The 18,620-nt window shown below is 44.1% G+C and carries 21 protein-coding genes and 1 pseudogene; 8 read left to right on the forward strand and 14 right to left on the reverse strand.

Annotated features, from left to right (window positions below; genetic code table 11):
- Window positions 1-90: 90 nt before the first annotated feature.
- Window positions 91-1,980, reverse strand: a complete 1,890-nt coding sequence (locus tag QUF73_13400; protein ID MDM5227202.1) for a Xaa-Pro dipeptidyl-peptidase — start codon at window positions 1,978-1,980, stop codon at window positions 91-93.
- A 267-nt stretch (window positions 1,981-2,247) separates the two neighbouring features.
- A complete protein-coding gene (locus QUF73_13405) occupies window positions 2,248-3,504 on the reverse strand; it encodes a YeeE/YedE family protein (GenBank protein ID MDM5227203.1) in 1,257 nt (418 codons plus the stop codon).
- A gap of 175 nt (window positions 3,505-3,679) precedes the next feature.
- On the opposite strand from QUF73_13405, the gene QUF73_13410 reads away from it, so the two are divergent.
- Window positions 3,680-5,110 (forward strand): polysaccharide deacetylase family protein, encoded by a 1,431-nt coding sequence (locus tag QUF73_13410; protein ID MDM5227204.1) that lies wholly within the window; start codon window positions 3,680-3,682, stop codon window positions 5,108-5,110.
- A gap of 35 nt (window positions 5,111-5,145) precedes the next feature.
- On the opposite strand, the pseudogene QUF73_13415 reads toward QUF73_13410, so the two are convergent.
- Window positions 5,146-5,618 (reverse strand): annotated as a pseudogene (locus tag QUF73_13415) (GNAT family N-acetyltransferase).
- A 195-nt stretch (window positions 5,619-5,813) separates the two neighbouring features.
- Between QUF73_13415 and QUF73_13420 the strand changes: the two are divergent.
- Genes QUF73_13420 through QUF73_13430 form a run of 3 tightly spaced genes read left to right on the forward strand, consistent with a single transcriptional unit; the run spans window position 5,814 to window position 9,286 of the window.
- Window positions 5,814-7,148 carry a spore germination protein gene (locus QUF73_13420; GenBank protein MDM5227205.1) on the forward strand — a complete coding sequence of 445 codons (1,335 nt, stop codon included), beginning with the start codon at window positions 5,814-5,816 and terminating at the stop codon, window positions 7,146-7,148.
- Window positions 7,138-8,217: a GerAB/ArcD/ProY family transporter gene (locus QUF73_13425; GenBank protein MDM5227206.1), complete on the forward strand. Its 1,080-nt coding sequence runs from the start codon at window positions 7,138-7,140 to the stop codon at window positions 8,215-8,217. The genes QUF73_13420 and QUF73_13425 overlap by 11 nt, the downstream gene beginning before the upstream one ends.
- Window positions 8,204-9,286 carry a Ger(x)C family spore germination protein gene (locus QUF73_13430; GenBank protein ID MDM5227207.1) on the forward strand — a complete coding sequence of 361 codons (1,083 nt, stop codon included), beginning with the start codon at window positions 8,204-8,206 and terminating at the stop codon, window positions 9,284-9,286. Before QUF73_13425 ends, QUF73_13430 begins: the two co-directional genes overlap by 14 nt.
- Before the next feature lie 822 nt (window positions 9,287-10,108).
- Here QUF73_13430 and QUF73_13435 read toward each other — a convergent pair.
- The 9 genes from QUF73_13435 to QUF73_13475 form a co-directional block, all read right to left on the reverse strand.
- The gene (locus QUF73_13435) at window positions 10,109-10,816 is read right to left on the reverse strand and encodes a DnaB-like helicase C-terminal domain-containing protein (protein MDM5227208.1); all 708 of its coding nucleotides are present in this window, start codon (window positions 10,814-10,816) and stop codon (window positions 10,109-10,111) included.
- Window positions 10,817-10,845: 29 nt separating this feature from the next.
- Window positions 10,846-11,262 carry a DnaB-like helicase N-terminal domain-containing protein gene (locus tag QUF73_13440; GenBank protein ID MDM5227209.1) on the reverse strand — a complete coding sequence of 139 codons (417 nt, stop codon included), beginning with the start codon at window positions 11,260-11,262 and terminating at the stop codon, window positions 10,846-10,848.
- A gap of 130 nt (window positions 11,263-11,392) precedes the next feature.
- Window positions 11,393-11,734 (reverse strand): replicative helicase loader/inhibitor, encoded by a 342-nt coding sequence (locus QUF73_13445; GenBank protein ID MDM5227210.1) that lies wholly within the window; start codon window positions 11,732-11,734, stop codon window positions 11,393-11,395.
- A complete protein-coding gene (locus tag QUF73_13450; protein MDM5227211.1) occupies window positions 11,727-12,083 on the reverse strand; it encodes a conserved phage C-terminal domain-containing protein in 357 nt (118 codons plus the stop codon). The genes QUF73_13445 and QUF73_13450 overlap by 8 nt, the downstream gene beginning before the upstream one ends.
- Window positions 12,084-12,113: 30 nt before the next feature.
- Entirely contained in the window at window positions 12,114-12,479 is a 366-nt protein-coding gene (locus QUF73_13455) for a hypothetical protein (protein MDM5227212.1), read from the reverse strand.
- 179 nt (window positions 12,480-12,658) lie between these two features.
- Complete coding sequence (locus QUF73_13460; protein ID MDM5227213.1) at window positions 12,659-13,099, reverse strand: GNAT family N-acetyltransferase; 441 nt, start codon at window positions 13,097-13,099, stop codon at window positions 12,659-12,661.
- A 6-nt stretch (window positions 13,100-13,105) separates the two neighbouring features.
- Window positions 13,106-13,297 carry a hypothetical protein gene (locus QUF73_13465; protein MDM5227214.1) on the reverse strand — a complete coding sequence of 64 codons (192 nt, stop codon included), beginning with the start codon at window positions 13,295-13,297 and terminating at the stop codon, window positions 13,106-13,108.
- Entirely contained in the window at window positions 13,294-13,494 is a 201-nt protein-coding gene (locus QUF73_13470) for a hypothetical protein (GenBank protein MDM5227215.1), read from the reverse strand. The genes QUF73_13465 and QUF73_13470 overlap by 4 nt, the downstream gene beginning before the upstream one ends.
- Before the next feature lie 276 nt (window positions 13,495-13,770).
- A complete protein-coding gene (locus QUF73_13475; protein ID MDM5227216.1) occupies window positions 13,771-13,992 on the reverse strand; it encodes a hypothetical protein in 222 nt (73 codons plus the stop codon).
- Window positions 13,993-14,095: 103 nt separating this feature from the next.
- Here QUF73_13475 and QUF73_13480 point away from each other — a divergent pair, with 103 nt between their 5' ends.
- From QUF73_13480 to QUF73_13495, 4 genes are all read left to right on the forward strand, one after another.
- Window positions 14,096-14,308 (forward strand): hypothetical protein, encoded by a 213-nt coding sequence (locus QUF73_13480; protein ID MDM5227217.1) that lies wholly within the window; start codon window positions 14,096-14,098, stop codon window positions 14,306-14,308.
- A gap of 5 nt (window positions 14,309-14,313) precedes the next feature.
- On the forward strand, window positions 14,314-14,955 hold the full coding sequence (locus QUF73_13485) for a pyridoxamine 5'-phosphate oxidase family protein (GenBank protein ID MDM5227218.1): 642 nt from the start codon (window positions 14,314-14,316) through the stop codon (window positions 14,953-14,955).
- 174 nt (window positions 14,956-15,129) lie between these two features.
- Window positions 15,130-16,692 (forward strand): histidine kinase N-terminal 7TM domain-containing protein, encoded by a 1,563-nt coding sequence (locus QUF73_13490; protein MDM5227219.1) that lies wholly within the window; start codon window positions 15,130-15,132, stop codon window positions 16,690-16,692.
- A 29-nt stretch (window positions 16,693-16,721) separates the two neighbouring features.
- The gene (locus tag QUF73_13495) at window positions 16,722-17,546 is read left to right on the forward strand and encodes an MBL fold metallo-hydrolase (GenBank protein ID MDM5227220.1); all 825 of its coding nucleotides are present in this window, start codon (window positions 16,722-16,724) and stop codon (window positions 17,544-17,546) included.
- Between the two features lie 95 nt (window positions 17,547-17,641).
- On the opposite strand, the gene QUF73_13500 is transcribed toward QUF73_13495, so the two are convergent.
- Window positions 17,642-18,301 carry an NAD(P)H-binding protein gene (locus tag QUF73_13500; protein MDM5227221.1) on the reverse strand — a complete coding sequence of 220 codons (660 nt, stop codon included), beginning with the start codon at window positions 18,299-18,301 and terminating at the stop codon, window positions 17,642-17,644.
- Between the two features lie 56 nt (window positions 18,302-18,357).
- Entirely contained in the window at window positions 18,358-18,549 is a 192-nt protein-coding gene (locus tag QUF73_13505) for a hypothetical protein (protein MDM5227222.1), read from the reverse strand.
- Window positions 18,550-18,620: the final 71 nt, after the last annotated feature.

Below are 18,620 nucleotides of genomic sequence, written 5' to 3' on the forward strand. Positions count from 1 at the left end.
CAACTGGCCTGCTTTTTTGCTGTGATAAAGGAGCTCGCCGAAATAAAAAAACGAGTCTGCACTTGCTGCAGACCCGCCTCTTCTATTCTATTAAAATCCAACGGCCTTTTTTCCGCCCACAACAGGAAGGCTGATAAAACTTTGTCCAAGCTCTACTTCAAACGTGGCCCCTGTTGTTGAAGGAATTGTACGTCTTCTATCGCTTCCAGCGATGATAATGCCGATTCGGTGACCTTCCTTAAATACGTAGTCTTCAGGTAAAACATCCCATTCAAACTTATAGCTCTTGCCCTCTTTTAAAGGGTCATCCTTCTCAATCGTTTTCCAGTTCTGCGGATCAAACCATCCTCTTGTCACGACTTCATATGGTGCTGTATGAGCAGTTTTTTCTGTTTCTTTGTAACATGCATCATCTGTTGAAATACTTTCTCCCCAACAGCTTTCTGTATTCAGAGTTCGGACTCCCTCTCCCGGGCCTTCATGATGAATGCGGGTATCCGTTCCATAGTCGACAATAAGAACAGTTAAATTGGAGTCTTCTTTATTGACCTTTGCCCGAAGTGAAATTTCAGGTATGCCGCTCAAACGGACATCTTCTTCAAGCGGTGGTGATAAAAATGCCAGGCGGTCGCTTTTGACAGCCGTTTCATTGGTTACCATCTGCTGCTCGGTTTGTGTTGGGTTATCTGTAAAAGATTGCTGAAAATTGCCCTTCACAGGCCCTGTTGTCAGCATGCCATTTGTCTGATCATTCTCGCCTGGCGCTAATCGTATTTTAACATTTGCGGCATTTTGATCCGGCCATGAAGATTGGGTTTCCCAATTATCCGCACCTCTTTCAATATCAACGGCAGGCTCGTCCATAATGCCATTTTCGATATCCATCAGCCAGTAGTCGAACCAGCGATGCAGTGTATCAACCCACTCTGCTCTGCGGAAGTCAAATGGATCGACATGGCCAGTTTGGGTGAGCCACAGTTTTCTCGGAACCTCTTCTTTGGATAGGGCTGTCCACCAATCCGCAAGGTGATTCATTTTCACATTGAAATCATTTAATCCATGAACTGCAAACACACTTGCTTTTACATTTTTTACGTCCTTAATGTAATTTCTTTCATCCCAGAACTCATTATAATCTCCAGATGGATCATCCGCTTCCGAGTTCAAACGATCGAACACAGGCTTACAGGAATCTTTGCGGGAGCTGCTGGCAACTCTGCTGGCCAAGCCTCCTGGCCCGTTGTTGTAATATGTAAGTCCCTCATAGCGGTAATAATTGTACCAGCTGCTAATGGCTCCAATGGGAACAATTGTTTTTAAGCCCTCTACGCCTGTAGCCGCTACCCCATTGGCCAGCGTGCCATCATAGGACTTTCCGATCATGCCGACATTCCCGGTTGTCCAGTCTGCTTTCACTTCATTATTATCTTTATCCCACGCTTTTGCTCTGCCATTCATCCAGTCAATCACGACCCGGATGCTTTCAATTTCCTCATATCCGCCTGTTGTCGGACAGCCATCCGAATGATTGGTCCCAACCATTTCAGGCAAAGCCACTGCATAACCTCTTGGTACAAAATAATTATCATAAAATAGAGGGAACTTCTCATTAATGCCATCCTTGTCCCGATCTTTCACTTCACTTTCATTTCCTCTTCCAAGGCTTTCATAATATGGACTCGCATCCATGATCACTGGAACCTTCAGGCCTTCTTCTGTTTCTTTCGGGCGGATGATATCCACGGCAATCCTGTCTGCTTTTCCGTTTTCGTCCGAATCAAGTGTGGACTCGACATAGACCGTCTCACGAATCGCCTCTTCATATGAATAAATTGGCTGAGACTTTGCATCCTCGATTTGTGCTGTCTGTACCGGTTTTTCTTTCGCTGCTGCATTTCCGGGTGTGTAGGCAAGTGATGATAGAGTCATAGAAATGACCGCTAACATAGCTGCAGGTCTGAGAAGCTTTTTCTTTTTCATAGAATCCCTCCTCTACTATTTGCCACTCATTATATTTCGAGTACGGAAATATTAATAGATTACTTTTTCCTAAAATTCAATATTTTTCAAAAAATGTTATTTAGTTACTAATAGGAGGAAAGTCTTGAAAATGACGGGCCCTTTAAAGGCACGTCAAAGAACTAGCAGAGGATTTGCTGGTGAAGCTGGAGAGTAATCATTTTGGCAGCAGAAACTGATTTTTTTGCAAAAAAAAACTGGCACTCATCAAGAGTGCCAGGCTTTCCATTAACAAACCGAATCCGTAGATTTCGGATTCTTCAATCCAAACAGCGGACGGATGAACAGCGCCACGCCCGTTCCAAGCATGGCCATGATCGCCCATACCCAGCCGTGCAGGCTGAAAGATGCGATTCCGCCGAAGTAGGCACCGATGTTGCAGCCGAATGCAAGGCGGGAGCCATATCCCATGAGCAGTCCGCCAACAATCGCAGCACCAGCCACACCCGGTTTGATTTTTCCAGGCTTGAACGTTCCCTGTGATGCCGCTGAAATGAAGGCACCAAGAATGATGCCGAAGTTCATCACGCTTGTAGAATCAGCAAGAACTGTATTTTTCAAGGCAGCTAAATTCGGTTCAGTCGCAAAATAACCCCATGATGTCACGTCGATACCCATTGCCATCAAGGCTTTTCCGCCCCATAGCGCGAATGCCGATGTGATGCCCCAAGGCGTTCCGCGGACAGTCAGAGTCAGTGCATTCAGCAATGCCAACACGATCGCTGCTGCGAACAATGGCCAGGACCCTCTCAGGATTTTTTTCCAGCCGGCCGTTGTTGGCAATGCTTTCATCATTGGGGCTTTTCGCTTTTTCGCAATTTGCAGAGTCACCCAATAGATCAAGCCAAATAAGGCAAGCTGCAGAACCAATGCTCCGCCATAGCCGAGTCCCGTAGATGTAGCCAGGGAGATTGGCGGCAATGCCGGTGTGTCTTCCATCCAGAATGAAAAATGGTACGCTCCGATCGTGGAACCAGCGATGAAAGAAATCAGCGTCAGGATCATGGAGGACTGTCCTCCGCCTACCGAATACAAAGTACCGGACGCACAGCCATTCCCAAGCTGCATCCCGATTCCAAAAATAAAGGAACCAAATAGGACGCTGACTCCTACAGGAGACACATATCCTTTAGGCTCGATTCCTGTAAAACTAAAACCAGTGCTTAAAATAATCGCAAATAATGTTGAAGCAACAGCCAGCATCAGCATATGCGCCTGCAGGCCCTGCCCGTTTCCTACACTGGCAAAGCGCCTGAATGCAGATGTGAAGCCGAAGCGGGCATGAAGCAAGGTCATGCCGAGTGCAATTCCAATAATAAATAGAACTCCCTGTGTCATGTTCGCTGCATTTATAATGGAAATGAACAAAATGATAGCTGCAAGAACGCCAGCTGCAACAAAAGGTTTTTGAATTGGATTTAAGTTTGAAACAACTGTTGTTGGTGCTGTAACCCATGATTTACTTTTAACTTCTACTTGAGCCAACCTCATTCACTCCTTTTCTTATCTTTTTAGTCGGATTAAAGTGTTATTTTATACTATATTTTTCAAAAAGTAAATGGTGAATTTTTCTCCAGCCCGATGATTTTCCCTTTTTCACCTGATATAATTATATATTTGGAGAGTCATAATTTTAAAGACAGGAAAGGAAAGGATATCATTGCTTAAGCGGTTAAAATGGCCATCATGGGTATTATTCGGCCTCTTCATTGCAGGCATCTATTATTTCATCAGCTCTGGAACTGACACCAGCCTGCAGGCTTTTTCCAGAACAGAAACCACTTCCCCGGCAGCTTTCCCCGGATTAAACCTTGAAACCCGGACAAAGGAAACGAAATCTTATACCCTTGCGATCAGCACTCCGATCACTGAAATTGAGAATTTGAACAAACCCATGAAAGAATGGATTCAGGCTCAGGAAATGGAATTCATGGAACTTGTGAAAGCAAACCGGCAGGTGCTGGACAGCGAAGAATTCCGTGCCCATCTTAATATCAAGGCGGAGCCGAAAAAAGTCTCCGATACCATGTACACCCTTGTATTTGAAGCTTACCAGTACACCGGCGGCGCAAATGGGCAGGCCGCGGTCAAAACGTTCACCATCGACCTTGCCAATCAGAAAATGGTGCAGCTTGCCGATGTGATCCGTATGGATGAGGAGTCCCTGACGACTCTCAGGACGATGATAAAAAAACAGATCGGCGAGAAGGAAGAACTTCAGGACTATCTGTTTGATGACCTGCTTGACGAAGCTCTGGAAAATCCGTCGAGCTGGAAATGGTCACTGAGCGGCAAGAATTTCACGCTTTATTTTAACGAATATGAAATTGCGGCCGGTGCAGCCGGAGCGGTCAAAGTGAAAATTCCAATCGAACAGATTCGTCCCCTCTTAAAGGATGAAATCGCCCAGCATTTGAAACTCCCTGACATTCAGCTTCCTGAACCGGAGGTCAAGGAACCAGCAGCAGCTTCGCTGGATCCACATGGCAAGTATATTGCCCTTACCTTTGATGATGGGCCACACCCGAAAGTCACAGCGCTTATTCTCGATATTCTTAAAAAACATAACGCAAAGGCTACCTTTTATATGCTTGGCAGCCAGGCACAATTCTATCCTGCCCTCGCAAGCCAAGTAGCTGAAGAAGGCCATGAAATCGGAAATCACAGTGACAGCCATGCGGACCTTTCATCCCTCGGTGAAAAAGAAATCCGCAAAGAAATGGAAGAAGCCAGCGCCAAAATCAAAGAAGCAAGCGGCCAGCTTCCAGCAACCGTCCGCCCGCCTTATGGGGCCATGAATGAAGATGTGAAGAAAATTGCCGGAATGGCCCATACACCGCTTATTCTATGGTCTATTGATTCACTGGACTGGAAAACACTCAATGCCTCGGCCATCCAAAAAATCGTGAAGGCCAATGCTGTCCCAGGTTCCATCGTCTTGATGCACGATATCCATAAGCCAACTGCTGAAGCACTTCCAGACCTGCTGACCTATCTTGAAAAAGAAGGCTACGAATTCATTACCGTATCCCAGCTTCTATCCCTGCAGGAACAGGAAGTGACCGGTACGTTTTTTGGAAAACGACAATAATCATTCAACCAGACGCTCAGGAGATTCCTGGGCGTTTAGTTTTTATCCGAAGGTGCGTCTGTATCCTTTTCATATAACTTAATGGAGCCGCCGCTCGCCCCGTATACCTCTCCGCTATGCGTCCAGCCGTATTTTTCATAATACCCTTCCAAATCCGTTTGAAGATAAAGTTTATTAAATCCAAGCTTCGCCGCTTCTTCAATAGTATGATCAAGCAGCCGGGCGCCAAGCTTCTTCCCTCTGCTGTTGGGATCAACGTACAGACATGCCAGCCACGGATGCAAGTCCTGCCGGCTGTTGAGGTCATTGCGGATTAATGCGTACGTGCCCATGATCTCCTTATTCTCGATCGCTGCATAAAACCTCGGGATGCCGTCCTCTGTTTTCCCAGAATGAATCATACAATCCTGATAAAAGCGGAAGTTTTGCTTATTCCCCACTGTTCCCAGAAAAATTGCACTGCACTCTCAAATAAATGCGAATGTTCGTGAACTGCGATAATTTTCATTCGTCTAACCTCCCACATTAATTATTCCTCTCAAGTTTTGATAATTCCTTTTTGGGTGGCGGAACTCTCGTTCAAAGAACGAAAGACACCTCGTTTTTAGCCGCAGATATAACTCCAAAAAAAGTTTTTAGGAATAAAATTTTCCATCCAGCGAAGATTAATAATATTTATGTCTTTACGAAGGGGTAACCCGTAATGGATCAATTTATTAATGAAATAAAAGCAGAGCTTGGGAACAATGGCGATTTTCATCTTCAAAGGGACTATCTTGCGGATGCTGCCGTTATGCTGCTGGGATTTAATACACTCATTGATTTTATCAAAACGAGAACGGTCCTTCACAAGCATGCAGAGAGCATCCTTTTGCAGAATCAGCCTTCTGAGGAATTATGGCGAGCCATAGGGGAAGTAATTGAAGGGGATGTCCGGAAAGCCATTTCATCCATATATGAAGGCAAACTGATTATCCATTTTGAAAACACCGGCCGATTTATCATCATGGAGCCTGTTCCCGCTATGCTCGATCGTTCGGTTGCCTCTCCCTCTAATGAAAATGTAATTCAAGGAGCATTGGATTCCTTTACAGAAGGGATCGATCTCAATCTCGGCATGGTTCGAAAACTGGTGAACTCGGACGAAATCAGAATCGACTCGTTTTCAGCCGGCCCCAGCCGCAAAAACCAACTTTCCTTGCTGTATTTAGATGGTCAAGCGGATGTGAATCTGGTTAATAGCATTCGTGATCATATTAAAAAAAATATCCAAATGGAAGCCTGTGATCTGCAGGGGCTTGCCAAAATGCTCGGGTTTCCGTCTTGGAATGCTATTTCAAAGTTTAATACGACCGAGCTGCCCCACCATGCGGTTCAGCATCTGAAAAAAGGAAAAGTCATTATGTTCGTGGATCGATTGCCTTTTGCGCTCATTCTTCCAAGTCTGTTCTGGGATATGTTTGCTGCTGAAAATGACCGGAATTTTCCTCTTCCTATTATGTTAGCCATTCGGTTAATCAGAATCATCGGCATTTTAATCACGCTGATAACACCCGGGCTGTATGTGGCACTGGTTTCCGTTAATCCTGAAGTATTGCAGATCCAGCTTGCTTTATCAGTTGCCCAAAGCCGTGAAGGGGTTCCCTATCCGGCATTGGTGGAAATTATTCTCATGCTCGTCATTCTTGAATTAATCCTGGAAGCAAGTGTAAGGCTGCCGAAATCCATTGGCCCCACGATTACAATGGTCGGGGGAATTATCCTGGGACAGGCTGCCGTGGAAGCGAAATTAGTCAGCAATCTGCTGATCATCATTCTTGCCGCCACAACCATTGCCAATTCAACCATCGTCGGGTTTCAGAATTCTGTCTCCATTCGGCTTTTCAAATATGCCATTGTGCTTCTGGCGGCGATATTTGGCATCTTAGGGCTGGTTGCCGGCTTGGTTTTCATAGGCGCTTACCTGGCAAGCCTCAATACCTACGGCAAGTCCTATCTCTACTTAAATTTAAAAGGGAATGAAAGCAATGGCGGATAAAAGTTTGCATGTCATGCTGATGTACATCATCAGTCATTTGGGCCTTATTTTCTTTATGTATCCAGGCAATGTCATTTCAAGTACAGAACAGGGCCACTGGCTTCCTGTTCTGGTCGGCGTGATCATTCATTTCATTTTTATCTCTATTTATATGAAGGGACTAAGCTATTTTCCGAAAAAAGACATCATTCGTATATATACGGAGAACGGAAAAGGGACAGCGATCCTTTTTATTGCCCCGGTTTTCTTATATTTCAGCATGATTTTATTGATAACTCTCCGGGCTTATGCCGAAATCATTACCATTGTCTTTTTATCAAACACTCCTTTATGGGCCATCATGCTCTTATTGATATCTATTTCGACCTATATAGCAGCCAAAGGAGTCGAAACGATTTTTCGCACAGGACTTCTCCTATCCCTTTTATTTCTTCCCATCATCATCTTTATTTTCTTCACTTCTTTTCAAAACGTGGATTGGAGGTACATGGTTCCTTTAGATGCAGATCTCGGATTCCTCATAAAAAGAACATACTTGGAAAGCTTTTTTGCTTTTTCTGGAGGCTTTCTGTTTCTCGGTTTTGTCCAGCCTTATTTCTCCTATGACAGAAAATATGTATTATGGGCTGCCGCCTTCCTTATACCCTTTTTCCTTTTTTCAGTCTATATTCCGGTCCTGACTTTTGGGCAAGCCACCTCAGCTACAACCTTCCTTCCATATGTTGTGGCCGTGGACGCCATCAATATTAATTGGCTGATGTTCGACAGGGTTACAATGTTTTTCCTGTTAAGTCTCATCTCCTTTATCATGCTTTACCTTGCCCTTGTGTCTTGGAAATCAATTCGAATCTTAAGTCATTACCTTCCTTCCATTAAACCGGTAAAATTGTTGCTCGCGCTATCCGCCACAGTTTATATTTCATGTTTTTTCATCCCGGACTGGAAGGATGTTGAGAAATTATTTTGGTGGAATACGTTTCTGAGGTTCTACATTTTAATTGCAGTTCCATTTTCAATCTTTTTCTTTGGACGCCGCATGAAGGGGAAGGGTAAAGATGAAACCATTTAATGTAAAATCTAAAGTCCCTATTACTGTCTGTCTGCTTCTGGCAATGATGACTTTAACCGGCTGCTGGGACATCAGGGATATCAATCATCGGACACTTCCAGTTGTCCTTGGCATTACTACTGATGAAGATGGAAAATACAAGGTTTTTCTAAAAATCCCTGAGCCTGTGCAAGAGTCTATGGAAGTAAAGATTGTATCCGGGACAGGAGAGACCATCTCACACGCCGTCGATGTGATCAGCCGAAACATGGAGACCAGCGTAGACCTGCTTCATGTAAAAGTAATTATGATTGAGCGGAAAACGGCGGAGGAAGGCATGAAAGACATCATTGCCGGTTTCATGAGATCGCGGGAAGTATCCCCAAAAGTGCTAATCGCCATTTGTGACCAGGACATGGATGAGTTTTTTTCGACACTCTCGGAATCAAAGGAGCTTCACGGAACCAACATGTTCGATTACTTTGAAAAAAATGCAGGCTGGAATCCGGAAATTGCCCTTACAAGAATATGGGAAGTCTACCGCAGCATTCATTCCTATACACGTGATGTGGCCATCCCGCTGATTGTTACCGGAGAAACGACAACTTACAAACAAGTCGGCTCTGCCGTAATAAAGAACGGAAAGATGGTGGACCAGATCAGCAATGATGAAACCCTGCTTTTCAACGCTTTTAATAATGAAAGCACCCATGGACAAATCGAAGTCCTGAATCACGCAAGTGTCATGATCATCGGCAACTCCATGGACCACCAAACTGGCATGACTGATAAACAGCCAGTTTTGCAGAGCCGAATAAACCTAAAGGTTGTTGTCCTCGAAACAAGAGGCAAAACATCCAGTGCCATGATCAAAAAAGAATTGAGCCATCTCCTGTCAAGCCGATTCAGCAGCATGTTAGCCAAACTCCAGGAAAGCGAAGCAGATATTCTGGGATTAGGCCAATTGTATCGCACTAAAATTGACCGAAAAGAGCTAAAAGACTGGCGGTCCATTTACTATCCAAATTTGAAATCTGATATCCAATTTCAGATAGACATTCAAAATGAAGGGTATTTAAGAACAACCTGATGGGGCAGGTAACCTGTCCCTTTTCAGGGGATGCGGGAATAAGCATGACGATTAAGGGAGCTTGGTGTCGGTTTGCTAAATTTGAGGGAACAATTCGGTTTGATTTGTGTCGTTCAATGTCGGTCTGCCAACTATTCCGCTAGATTAGTGCCGCTCATTTTCTGTTTCCCAATCTGAAGGATACTATTATGCCCCTTTTCAGCTCGATTCGTGGCACTCAAGGACGATTTCCCAGCACAAAGGAGACGTTTCCAACTCATTCGTGCCCCCCATCAGCGGTTTCCCATCACGAAGGGAACGATTCCAACTCATTCATGCCCCCCATCAGCGATTTCCCATCACGAAGGGAACGATTCCAACTCATTCGTGCCCCTCAACAGCGATTTCCCATCACGAAGGGAACGATTCCAACTCATTCGTGCCCCCCATCAGCGATTTCCCATCACGAAGGGAACGATTCCAGCTCATTCGTGCCCCTCATCAGCAATTTCCCCACTCAATGGGAACGATTCCAACTCATTCGTTCCCCTCATCAGCGATTTCCCATCACGAAGGGAACGTTTCCAACTCATTCGTGCCCCCCATCAGCGTTTTCCCATCACGAAGGGAACGATTCCAACTCATTCGTTCCCCTCATCAGCGATTTCCCATCACGAAGGGAACGATTCCAACTCATTCGTGCCCCTCATCAGCAATTTCCCCACTCAATGGGAACGATTCCAACTCATTCATGCCTCTCACAATCGGTTTCCCATCGCGATGGGAACGATTATTCACTTTCGTCCCGCTCATAACCCAATTCCCCTCCATTAAAACAACCACTCACCCAAACTTCCCTATCTCCTTTATAAAAGCCAGTCTTACAGTCCCAATCGGTCCATTCCGCTGTTTGGCCAGGATGATCTCAATCGTATCCTTGCGGTCAGATTCCTTATAGTAATAATCATCACGGTATAAAAACGCAATCACATCCGCATCCTGCTCAATCTGCCCGCTCTCCCGCAAATCTGAAAGCATCGGCCGCTTGTCCTGCCTGCTTTCCACGCCACGGCTCAGCTGTGACAGGGCAATCACCGCTACATTCAAATCCCTTGCCATCGTCTTCAGCTTCCGGCTGATCTCGCTGATTTCCGCCTGGCGGTTCTGATGCCTGGGATTCCCCGCGATCAGCTGCAGATAATCAATCACCACCAGCATCCGTCTACCCTCGCCGTACTTCCGGCGTGCTTTTCTGACCTTGGACCAGATGTACCCAATATCCATCCCAGCTTGATCAAAAATATGCAGCTTCATCTCGCCGAACGCCCCCATCACACTGGAAAAATGAGTCCAGTCTCCCTCACTAAAATAGCGCTTTGGGTTCCTCAGTTTAATCGAACTGATTTCCCCTTTGCAGCTGATCATCCTTTTCAGGAGCTGCTTTTTGGACATTTCCAGTGAAAAAATAAGGGCCGCATCCTGATCAGCCGCGTTCAGGGCCATATTGAGGGCAAAGGCAGTTTTCCCAACACCCGGCCGCGCTCCGACAATGATCAGATCAGACTCCTGGAACCCGCCGGTCAGCCTGTCCTGTTTCTAAAACCAGACGGAATCCCGGTCATTTCCCCCAGGTCCTTTTCCGCTTCCCCGTAAAGCTCAACCAAGGAAGGCATGACCACCCCCAAGTCATCATCTGCTACATGATCCTCAATCTGCATGAGATCCTGAATGCCATCCCTTAAAGTACAGGAAATGTCTCCAGTCTTCGCATTTTCCTGAATCCGACCCGCAATTTCGACAGCCTTGCGCTTCTTGTAATATTCAAGAACCGTGTCCTGATAAAATGTAAAGTTCGCTACAGTCGGCACACTACCGGCAAGCTGGGTGATATAGCCAATCCCGCCAAAGCTCTCAAGATTGTGCTGGCCCGCTTCTTCCACAACCGAAATCACATCAACAGGCTTCCCCTTAGCATCAAGCTGCAGAATAAGTGTCATCAGCCGCCTTAGCCTCGCTAAATAAAAGTGTTCCGGCCGCAGCGTGCATTCTTTGATAGCCCATCCTCCAAAAACAGCGCCCCCACTGTCGCCTCTTCTGCCTCCTGGCTGTAAAGCCCGTACCCCTGCATCAGGCTTCACCCCTGGCTATGCCGAGAATCTCCCGCATTTTCGCCAGCTCAGCCTGAACCACTTCCTCGCTTGCCGGCTTCCAGGGAATCGGCACAATAAAGGCAGTATCCCGACAATCCGGAATCGCTCTGGAAACAGCCGCAGACTTTCGAACCAGATCCGAAATCTTCGGCGGGTAAGGTGAAACCTCCACATGCCGAAGCAAATTCAGCCGCAGGTCTTCAATCTCATGATGCTTCAGCACCTCATGCCAGTAATCAATTTTCTGCTGATTCACCTCAAACTGATTGTAATAAACGGATATCAGAGCCAGCAATGTATACGTCTCCCGTTTAGTCATCAAGGTTAAAATCCTCCTCCTGCATCTGCTTACCAAGCGGCATTTGATTCAGGTACGATTCAAAGCGGGTGCCAAACAGCGTCTCAGGCCTCAGGAACTTCCTCCAGTACGGATCATGCAGCCATTCCTCCGCCTTCAGGCCGATCACCTTTTTAAAATCAGCGAGCCTGAATCCCTCCAGCCACCTTGCCCGGATCAGCTTCTTCGTTTTCTTCGAGCCTGTCCGGTATGCTGAATGGGTTTGGCTGTTCAGATATTCGATAACCGCAGCATAGGGGATATCTTTTTTCTCTGCTGTAGTCTCTGTAGTAGTCTCTGGTATTGGCTGTTCCGAACCGGCATCCTCCATCGGGCTTGCTGGCTGGCTCGGCGGTTCCTTCTAACTGGTTCTAGATGCCAGAAAGAACTCTTGGCAGCCCTCTACCTCAGCAGCTAGCTTTTCATAATCAATCGTGTACCATTTTGTCTTATCCATCTTTGAAAAATTAAAATTCCCCGATATCAAAAAGCCTTGATCTTCAAGCGAGCGAATGGCCCGCTTAATGGTCGTCTCAGACCAGAATGTCACTTGCTTTTTCCAATCTTTATATGTATTAAAAATCCAGGTTCGTTCTTTTATTACATGCTTGCTGTTCAACAGCCAATAATGGACCTGCTGAAGCATCACGGCTTCATTGAAACCTATCTTTTCTGCCAGAGAAGGCAGAATCATAATTGGATTCTCATTCACCAAAAGTTTGCTCACTTTAACCCCTCCACCCGTTTTTTGTTTTTGCACCGTCCGCAAATTCTTTTTGGAATTACGATTAGATCACACTTATAAAATCGAAATTAACCATTAAAAAAGACAGGGTGAATAAAAATTTTTAATCAATTATGAAGATTTCATGAACAAATAAATAAAGGCTGCCCATTTCGGCAGCCTCAGTTATGTAATCGTTTCTCCAGCACTATCTTATGCAGTCCTTTTTCATCGATGTAAGCTTCAATAACATCAAATCCATGCTTAATATTTAAAATCAGCATGCTTCTCCATTTGTTCATCGTCTTCGTCCGGACCACTTTATAGCCCTTTTCTTTTAGGTATCCATGCTGCCTTTCCATTAGCATGGAAGCAATCCCATTTTTCCTGTAATCAGGGTCGACCCCGCCCAGCCAGCTATAAAATGTATCCTGATCAATGGCATACCCCATTTTATATCCGATCACCTTTTCTCCATCCATAGCCACCAGCAACAGCAATTGGGGTTTGCTTTTCATTTTGCTGACTAATTGATCAGACTCGCCGAATATGGTTTTATGCAGTTCTAAGATTCCTTCTAAAATTTCTTCTTCAGGGAATGAGGTAAAAAGCTTAAATTTCATATCCCGCTAATCACCCTTATTCTCTAATAATCGGTCCAGCTTTTCCTCCACCCGCTTTATCCTGTCGTTTCTTCTCTTAAAAATAAAAAACAGAATGACCATAAACGCTGGAATCGTCAGTAAAAAGGCAAAAGCCAAAAGCTGAAATAAAATATCGCCACCATTAAATCCGGCTTGAGCTATGATTAAGAAATTCATGAAGATTCCCCTTTCTGGGATGACATGGTTAAATTATATAAATGTCTGAGGGATACAACGAGAACAAATACTGCCAAAGCATTAGTCACGGAAAAGAAGTCTATACCCGTTATCATGTTTCTAATCATCAATATTATGGCTATTACAGAAATAATGATGGCCGAATAAAAATCAAACCTGCCGCTATTTTCTTTCAAAACCAGTCCCCCCTTTTATGATAGTTTACGATTTTATTGGAGGGAAAGTTTCATGGTCAGTTATAAAAATGCCCTGCGAGCTGCATTTGGTCTATTTGCATTACAGAGGACACGTTCTTTGTCCCGATAAAGTAGCCTGTACAAAAAAGAAAAAGAGGCATAACCAGACAGCAGCTCTGCCTGACTATACCTCGACTAATTTTAAAAAAGATGCATACCCATTTCTCTAGTTTCGATATTCCGTTCCACTATCCGGTTTCTTTTTCGCGGTCCTTGTCAGCTTTCAAAAGCATACAATATAATCTCCATCCCGCTATGTGTCTTGCGCCAATCATAAACGACTAGTACTCTCTTATCTGTCCTCTTCTCCACTTCAGCCTTAAATCTGTTTTTAACCTCCTCGATAATGATCCTCTTATCCTCATACTTACCTGAGTTTACTTGTCTTCGATCATCATAAACAATGGCATAGTCTAATAACTTGTTAGAAATATTCATTTACTCCCTCCTCTAAAAATGGATATTTATGTTAAAATATAGTTTGCAGCCTTTCTTTATTCTTTACACACAGGATTTTATAAAATTGAAGGCGGTGAGAGTTTTGAATAAATCGCAGCGATTTTTATTAAGCCTATTAGCCATCATTTTGAGTTTTGCCCTATTTGTGATTGGAATACTATTTGCTGAAAAAATACCTTTCCTTACTGTGCTGGGGATATTGGGGCTTAGCGGGGTTTATTATTTTGTTTTCCGTATTGTCAAAAGATCATCCAAGGTGAACACTAAAGATCCTAATTCCATTAGAAAAAGGTGAAATTTATGAGTTCAAAATATCCAGATATTATAACTGCCAGAGAAGAATTTGAGTCTTTTCGGGAAGAAGTCGGCCAGCCCAGTGCGCGTGCCGCCGGCAAAGTCATTACTTTCATCGATGAGCATTGCATTGACTTTATTTCCAAATCTCCTTTTTTAACGTTGTCCACTTCAGATTCTGACGGGAAGTGTGATGTTTCTCCAAGGGGGGATTCCCCCGGTTTTGTGACGGTTCTAGACGAGCGGCATCTTTTTATTCCGGAACGGCCGGGCAATAAAAGAATGGATTCCGCTCATAATATCATAGCAAATCCCAATATTGGACTCCTTTTTCTCATACCAGGGCTTGGAGAAACGCTAAGAATTAATGGCAAAGCTTATATTTGCCGTGACCCTGAGCTCTTAGAGAAGAGCAAGGTAAAAGGCCGAGCTCCCTTATTTGGAATTTTAGTAGAAGCAGAGGAATGCTTTATTCATTGTGCGAAAGCATTGATCCGATCGGGCTTATGGAACGGGGAGTCATGGCTTGCGAAAGAAGCCCTTCCTTCTGCCCCTGTAATGCTGGCAGCTCATACAAAATTGCCGAATGATACATCCGAACAAGTGGCGAAGGACCTCCAGGATAGTTATAAAAATAGATTGTATTAAGGAAAGCCTCTATTAAAGAGCGGCTGTCCTGACACTCAGCGCTGCTGCAGCAATGAAATGACCTTTCCTGAAACGCATTGAGCCCCATAGCTTATTAAAGAATATAAAGCTAGTTTTATAGAAAAAGGAATTATATAATAGGAGAAAAATATTTTCATTTTGGAGAAAACTCATATGGGGCACGAATTATGGATGTACATCCTCATTCTCACTTTTTCAGGGGCACTCAGCTTATCGCTTTGTCTTTTTGCACACTTTAAACTAAGGAATGCACCGGGTGCCGGACCTTATAAGATCTTAACACTGCTGTCCGCGATCTTTACCTTTTCCTATGCATTCGAACTGTCGAGCTCCACTTTAACAGAAGTTCAATTCTGGCTGGGCATTGAATATTTGTTCATGCCATTCATTCCTGTTTTCACTTTATTGATGTGCCTTGAATATGCCGGACACAAGCTGAGCAGGAGCCTGTATTTTTCCCTGTTCATCATCCCGATTTTGACCATCTTTATGCATCATACCAATAAACTCCATCATTTTTACTACTCAGCAGTCAGGCTGAGAGAGGATACGCCATTTCCCGTGCTGGATCTGGAATATGGATTCTGGTTTTATGTGCACGCCATTTTTCTGTTCATGTGCCTGATGTTCAGTATCATCATCCTGCTTCTGCGATTAAGAAAATCCTTCTGGCGATTCCGGGTGCAAATCCTTTTGATGACCGCCGGACTCTTTGTTCCGATTGTGGCCAATCATTATTATCTGAATGATCTGAGTCCCTACGGCATTGATTTAGGCCCTGTATCCATGAGTATTTCCTTCATTCTTCATGGCATTGCGCTCTTCTCATTCCAGATGTTCAATCTCGCTCCAATAGCAAGGGACACGGTTTTTGAAAGCTTGAAGGAGGGTGTCATCGTTCTCAATCAGAACGGGGCAATCGTGGATTATAACCAGGCGATGCTGCCTGTTATGCCTGACCTCAAGGAAACTGCCATCGGCAAGCATATTCATGATGTTCTTCATGGAAACAGCACACTTAGAAAAGTTATCTGCTCCGGAAGGAATGGTGATTATGAGTGGGAAAAAGAGGGTGAACAGGTCCATTTCCAAGTACAATTTTCACCCGTCTATTCCCTGAACAAAGATCCAATTGGACGAATTATCTCCCTGGCTGATGTAACTGAAAAAGTAAATATGCAGAAAACCCTTAAACGTTTGGCCAGCATTGATAGTTTAACCCAGATTTATAATCGGGCCTATTTTCTAAGTGAGATGGAAAGCTCACTGAGCACCCTATCTCCAGGTGCGGATGTTTCCCTTATTATGTTTGATATTGACCACTTTAAACATGTCAATGATACATATGGCCACGAAGCTGGCGATCTCGTGCTGGTCCAGGTCGCTAGCCTTGTGAAAAACAGCCTTCGAAAACGGGATATCATCGGCAGATATGGCGGGGAAGAATTCATGATTTATTTGCCTGACACGCCTGCACACGAAGCACACCTGCTGATCGAAGCGATCCGCCTGGACATTGCAGGGAGCCCGATTGCTGTGGATGATAAAATCATTTCAATCACCTCAAGCTTCGGCCTATCGCATACAAAAGTCTCAGCAGAAACTCTTGAAGCTTCAACCAAAACCTTATTGAAACAAGCCGACCTCGCACTTTATGATGCAAAAAGAAATGGCAGAAACAATGTACAGCGTTACGGCGAAATACTCCATGCATGACCCTGATATCGGGAAAGGAGCTGAATGTTTTGTTTGTTAAGAAGAAGGCATCCACGGGAGAGAAAAACGGAGTTTCCTACCTGAATGGCCAAATCAAGTTTCAGGGTGTTTCATTAAATGTCTACAGCTATTTAACGGATGGTGTCTTAATTGACACTGGCGCCCAGTCCTTACATACATTTTTTGAACCATTTATGGATGAAGGCGATTTCGACCAGGTCATGATCACCCATTTTCACGAAGACCATACAGGCTGCGCAGCATATGCTGAAAAAACGAAGAAACTTCCTATCTTTTTAAACGAAAATTCTATCCGGTCCTGTGCCAAAAGGGCAGATTACCCTTTATACAGGCAGCTCTTTTGGGGAAGAAGAAAGCCATTCCAGGCCCTGGCCATGCCTGACTCGTTTTCATCCCGTAAAGCGCAGTGGGATGTCATCGACACCCCTGGCCACGCTTATGATCATAAAGCCTTCTTAAACCGGGAAACCGGCCAGCTGTTCACAGGCGACTTATATGTCAGCGAAAAAACAAAGGTGGTTTTAGCAGAAGAAAGCATTCCGGAAATTATCCGTTCATTGGATCGGGTTCTCACTTCAGACTTTGAAGATGTATTCTGCAGCCATGCAGGCTATGTAGAAGATGGGCGCGCAGCACTCAAGCGAAAGCGGGATTATCTGTTATCCATCCAGGATGACGTATTCGCTCTGCACAAAGAAGGGAATTCAGCCGACGCGATCCGTCAAAAGCTTTTTCCGAAAAAATACCCGATCGTCAAATTTTCAGGCGGGGAATGGGATTCACTGCATATTGTCACATCGATATTGGAGGAAAGCAGCACATTCAAGCTTTAAGAATCATAATGATCGGTGAACAAGTTGTATAAAAAAATAACTTTGACCTTTTTAGCCAAAGTTATTAGTATCTTACTCTTTGATGTACATATTGATTAATCGATATTATTCTGCCCTGCACATTCCCGAATCGCTTTGCCTTCGAGCGCAAAAATGCCGCTTCCTTTTGTTTTAGCAGAATTGATCATGGCTTCCGCCAATATTTCAGTCGGCAGAGGCTCTTGAGAACGAAGTATTCCGAATTTATTAAAAAACTGTATGGCTTTCAATCCGGCAACTTCCATTTTTCTATCACTATTTTTTCGTATCAATACAGGCGGTTTGAAGATTGATAGTTTTGGGAACCCTAAAGCCTTTACAGCTTCTTCTAACTGCCCCTTCATCCTTGTATAAAAAAAGAGAGAATCAGGCGAGGAAGAACCTGAAGATACCAGCACAAAATTACTTACATTGTTTTCTCTGGCAGCTTTCGCAAACTGGTATTGATAATCGTAATCAATTTTCCATTGAGCTTCTTTACTTCCCGCAGCTTTTAGGGTAGTTCCCAAACAAGAAAACAAAACATCGCCCTTCACCAAATGCTTCCATTGTTCGGATTGATCAAAGTCAATCACATGCACCTTTAATTTTTCATGCTGGATATCAAGATCACGCCTGACAAAAATATCAACCTGATGAAAAGAATCGTCTTCCAGCAATAGATCCAGCAAGTCCTTGCCTGTTGCTCCCGTTGCTCCTATTAATAATGCGTGCATTTTTTTCTCCTTATATTTTATATAGTCTATTTGAAATTATATACCACGTTCGTTCTTTATTTGTCATTATCTAAATCACGATCAAGAAATGAGTCCCTTTCCTTTTTAATCCCATACTTTGTTTCGATAAATTGACCAGCCACAGACTTGTTAATACCATCCCTGACTGCTGCGGAAATGACTATATACAAAATAAATAATCCAGCAATCCAAAGAATGATAGAAAATAAGAATGAACCGAAAACCATTTATACCCCCTCCAAACTTTTAAGCCATTCACTTTCAAGCCTCTTCTATTCCTCTTAATACATATTAGGTA

The sequence above is a fragment of the Cytobacillus sp. NJ13 genome (assembly GCA_030348385.1).
Classification (GTDB): Bacteria; Bacillota; Bacilli; order Bacillales; family Cytobacillaceae; genus Cytobacillus.

What these genes read in the sequence shown, in the direction of transcription:
- QUF73_13420 (MDM5227205.1), top strand. Translation starts at nt 5,814, where the DNA reads ATGGATCAATTTATTAATGAAATAAAAGCAGAGCTTGGGAACAATGGC.
- QUF73_13475 (MDM5227216.1), bottom strand. Translation starts at nt 13,992, where the DNA reads ATGAATATTTCTAACAAGTTATTAGACTATGCCATTGTTTATGATGAT.
- QUF73_13440 (MDM5227209.1), bottom strand. Translation starts at nt 11,262, where the DNA reads ATGACACTTATTCTGCAGCTTGATGCTAAGGGGAAGCCTGTTGATGTG.
- QUF73_13500 (MDM5227221.1), bottom strand. Translation starts at nt 18,301, where the DNA reads ATGCACGCATTATTAATAGGAGCAACGGGAGCAACAGGCAAGGACTTG.
- QUF73_13450 (MDM5227211.1), bottom strand. Translation starts at nt 12,083, where the DNA reads ATGGAGGATGCCGGTTCGGAACAGCCAATACCAGAGACTACTACAGAG.
- QUF73_13425 (MDM5227206.1), top strand. Translation starts at nt 7,138, where the DNA reads ATGGCGGATAAAAGTTTGCATGTCATGCTGATGTACATCATCAGTCAT.
- QUF73_13465 (MDM5227214.1), bottom strand. Translation starts at nt 13,297, where the DNA reads ATGAATTTCTTAATCATAGCTCAAGCCGGATTTAATGGTGGCGATATT.
- QUF73_13430 (MDM5227207.1), top strand. Translation starts at nt 8,204, where the DNA reads ATGAAACCATTTAATGTAAAATCTAAAGTCCCTATTACTGTCTGTCTG.
- QUF73_13485 (MDM5227218.1), top strand. Translation starts at nt 14,314, where the DNA reads ATGAGTTCAAAATATCCAGATATTATAACTGCCAGAGAAGAATTTGAG.
- QUF73_13460 (MDM5227213.1), bottom strand. Translation starts at nt 13,099, where the DNA reads ATGAAATTTAAGCTTTTTACCTCATTCCCTGAAGAAGAAATTTTAGAA.
- QUF73_13505 (MDM5227222.1), bottom strand. Translation starts at nt 18,549, where the DNA reads ATGGTTTTCGGTTCATTCTTATTTTCTATCATTCTTTGGATTGCTGGA.
- QUF73_13445 (MDM5227210.1), bottom strand. Translation starts at nt 11,734, where the DNA reads ATGACTAAACGGGAGACGTATACATTGCTGGCTCTGATATCCGTTTAT.
- QUF73_13400 (MDM5227202.1), bottom strand. Translation starts at nt 1,980, where the DNA reads ATGAAAAAGAAAAAGCTTCTCAGACCTGCAGCTATGTTAGCGGTCATT.
- QUF73_13490 (MDM5227219.1), top strand. Translation starts at nt 15,130, where the DNA reads ATGGGGCACGAATTATGGATGTACATCCTCATTCTCACTTTTTCAGGG.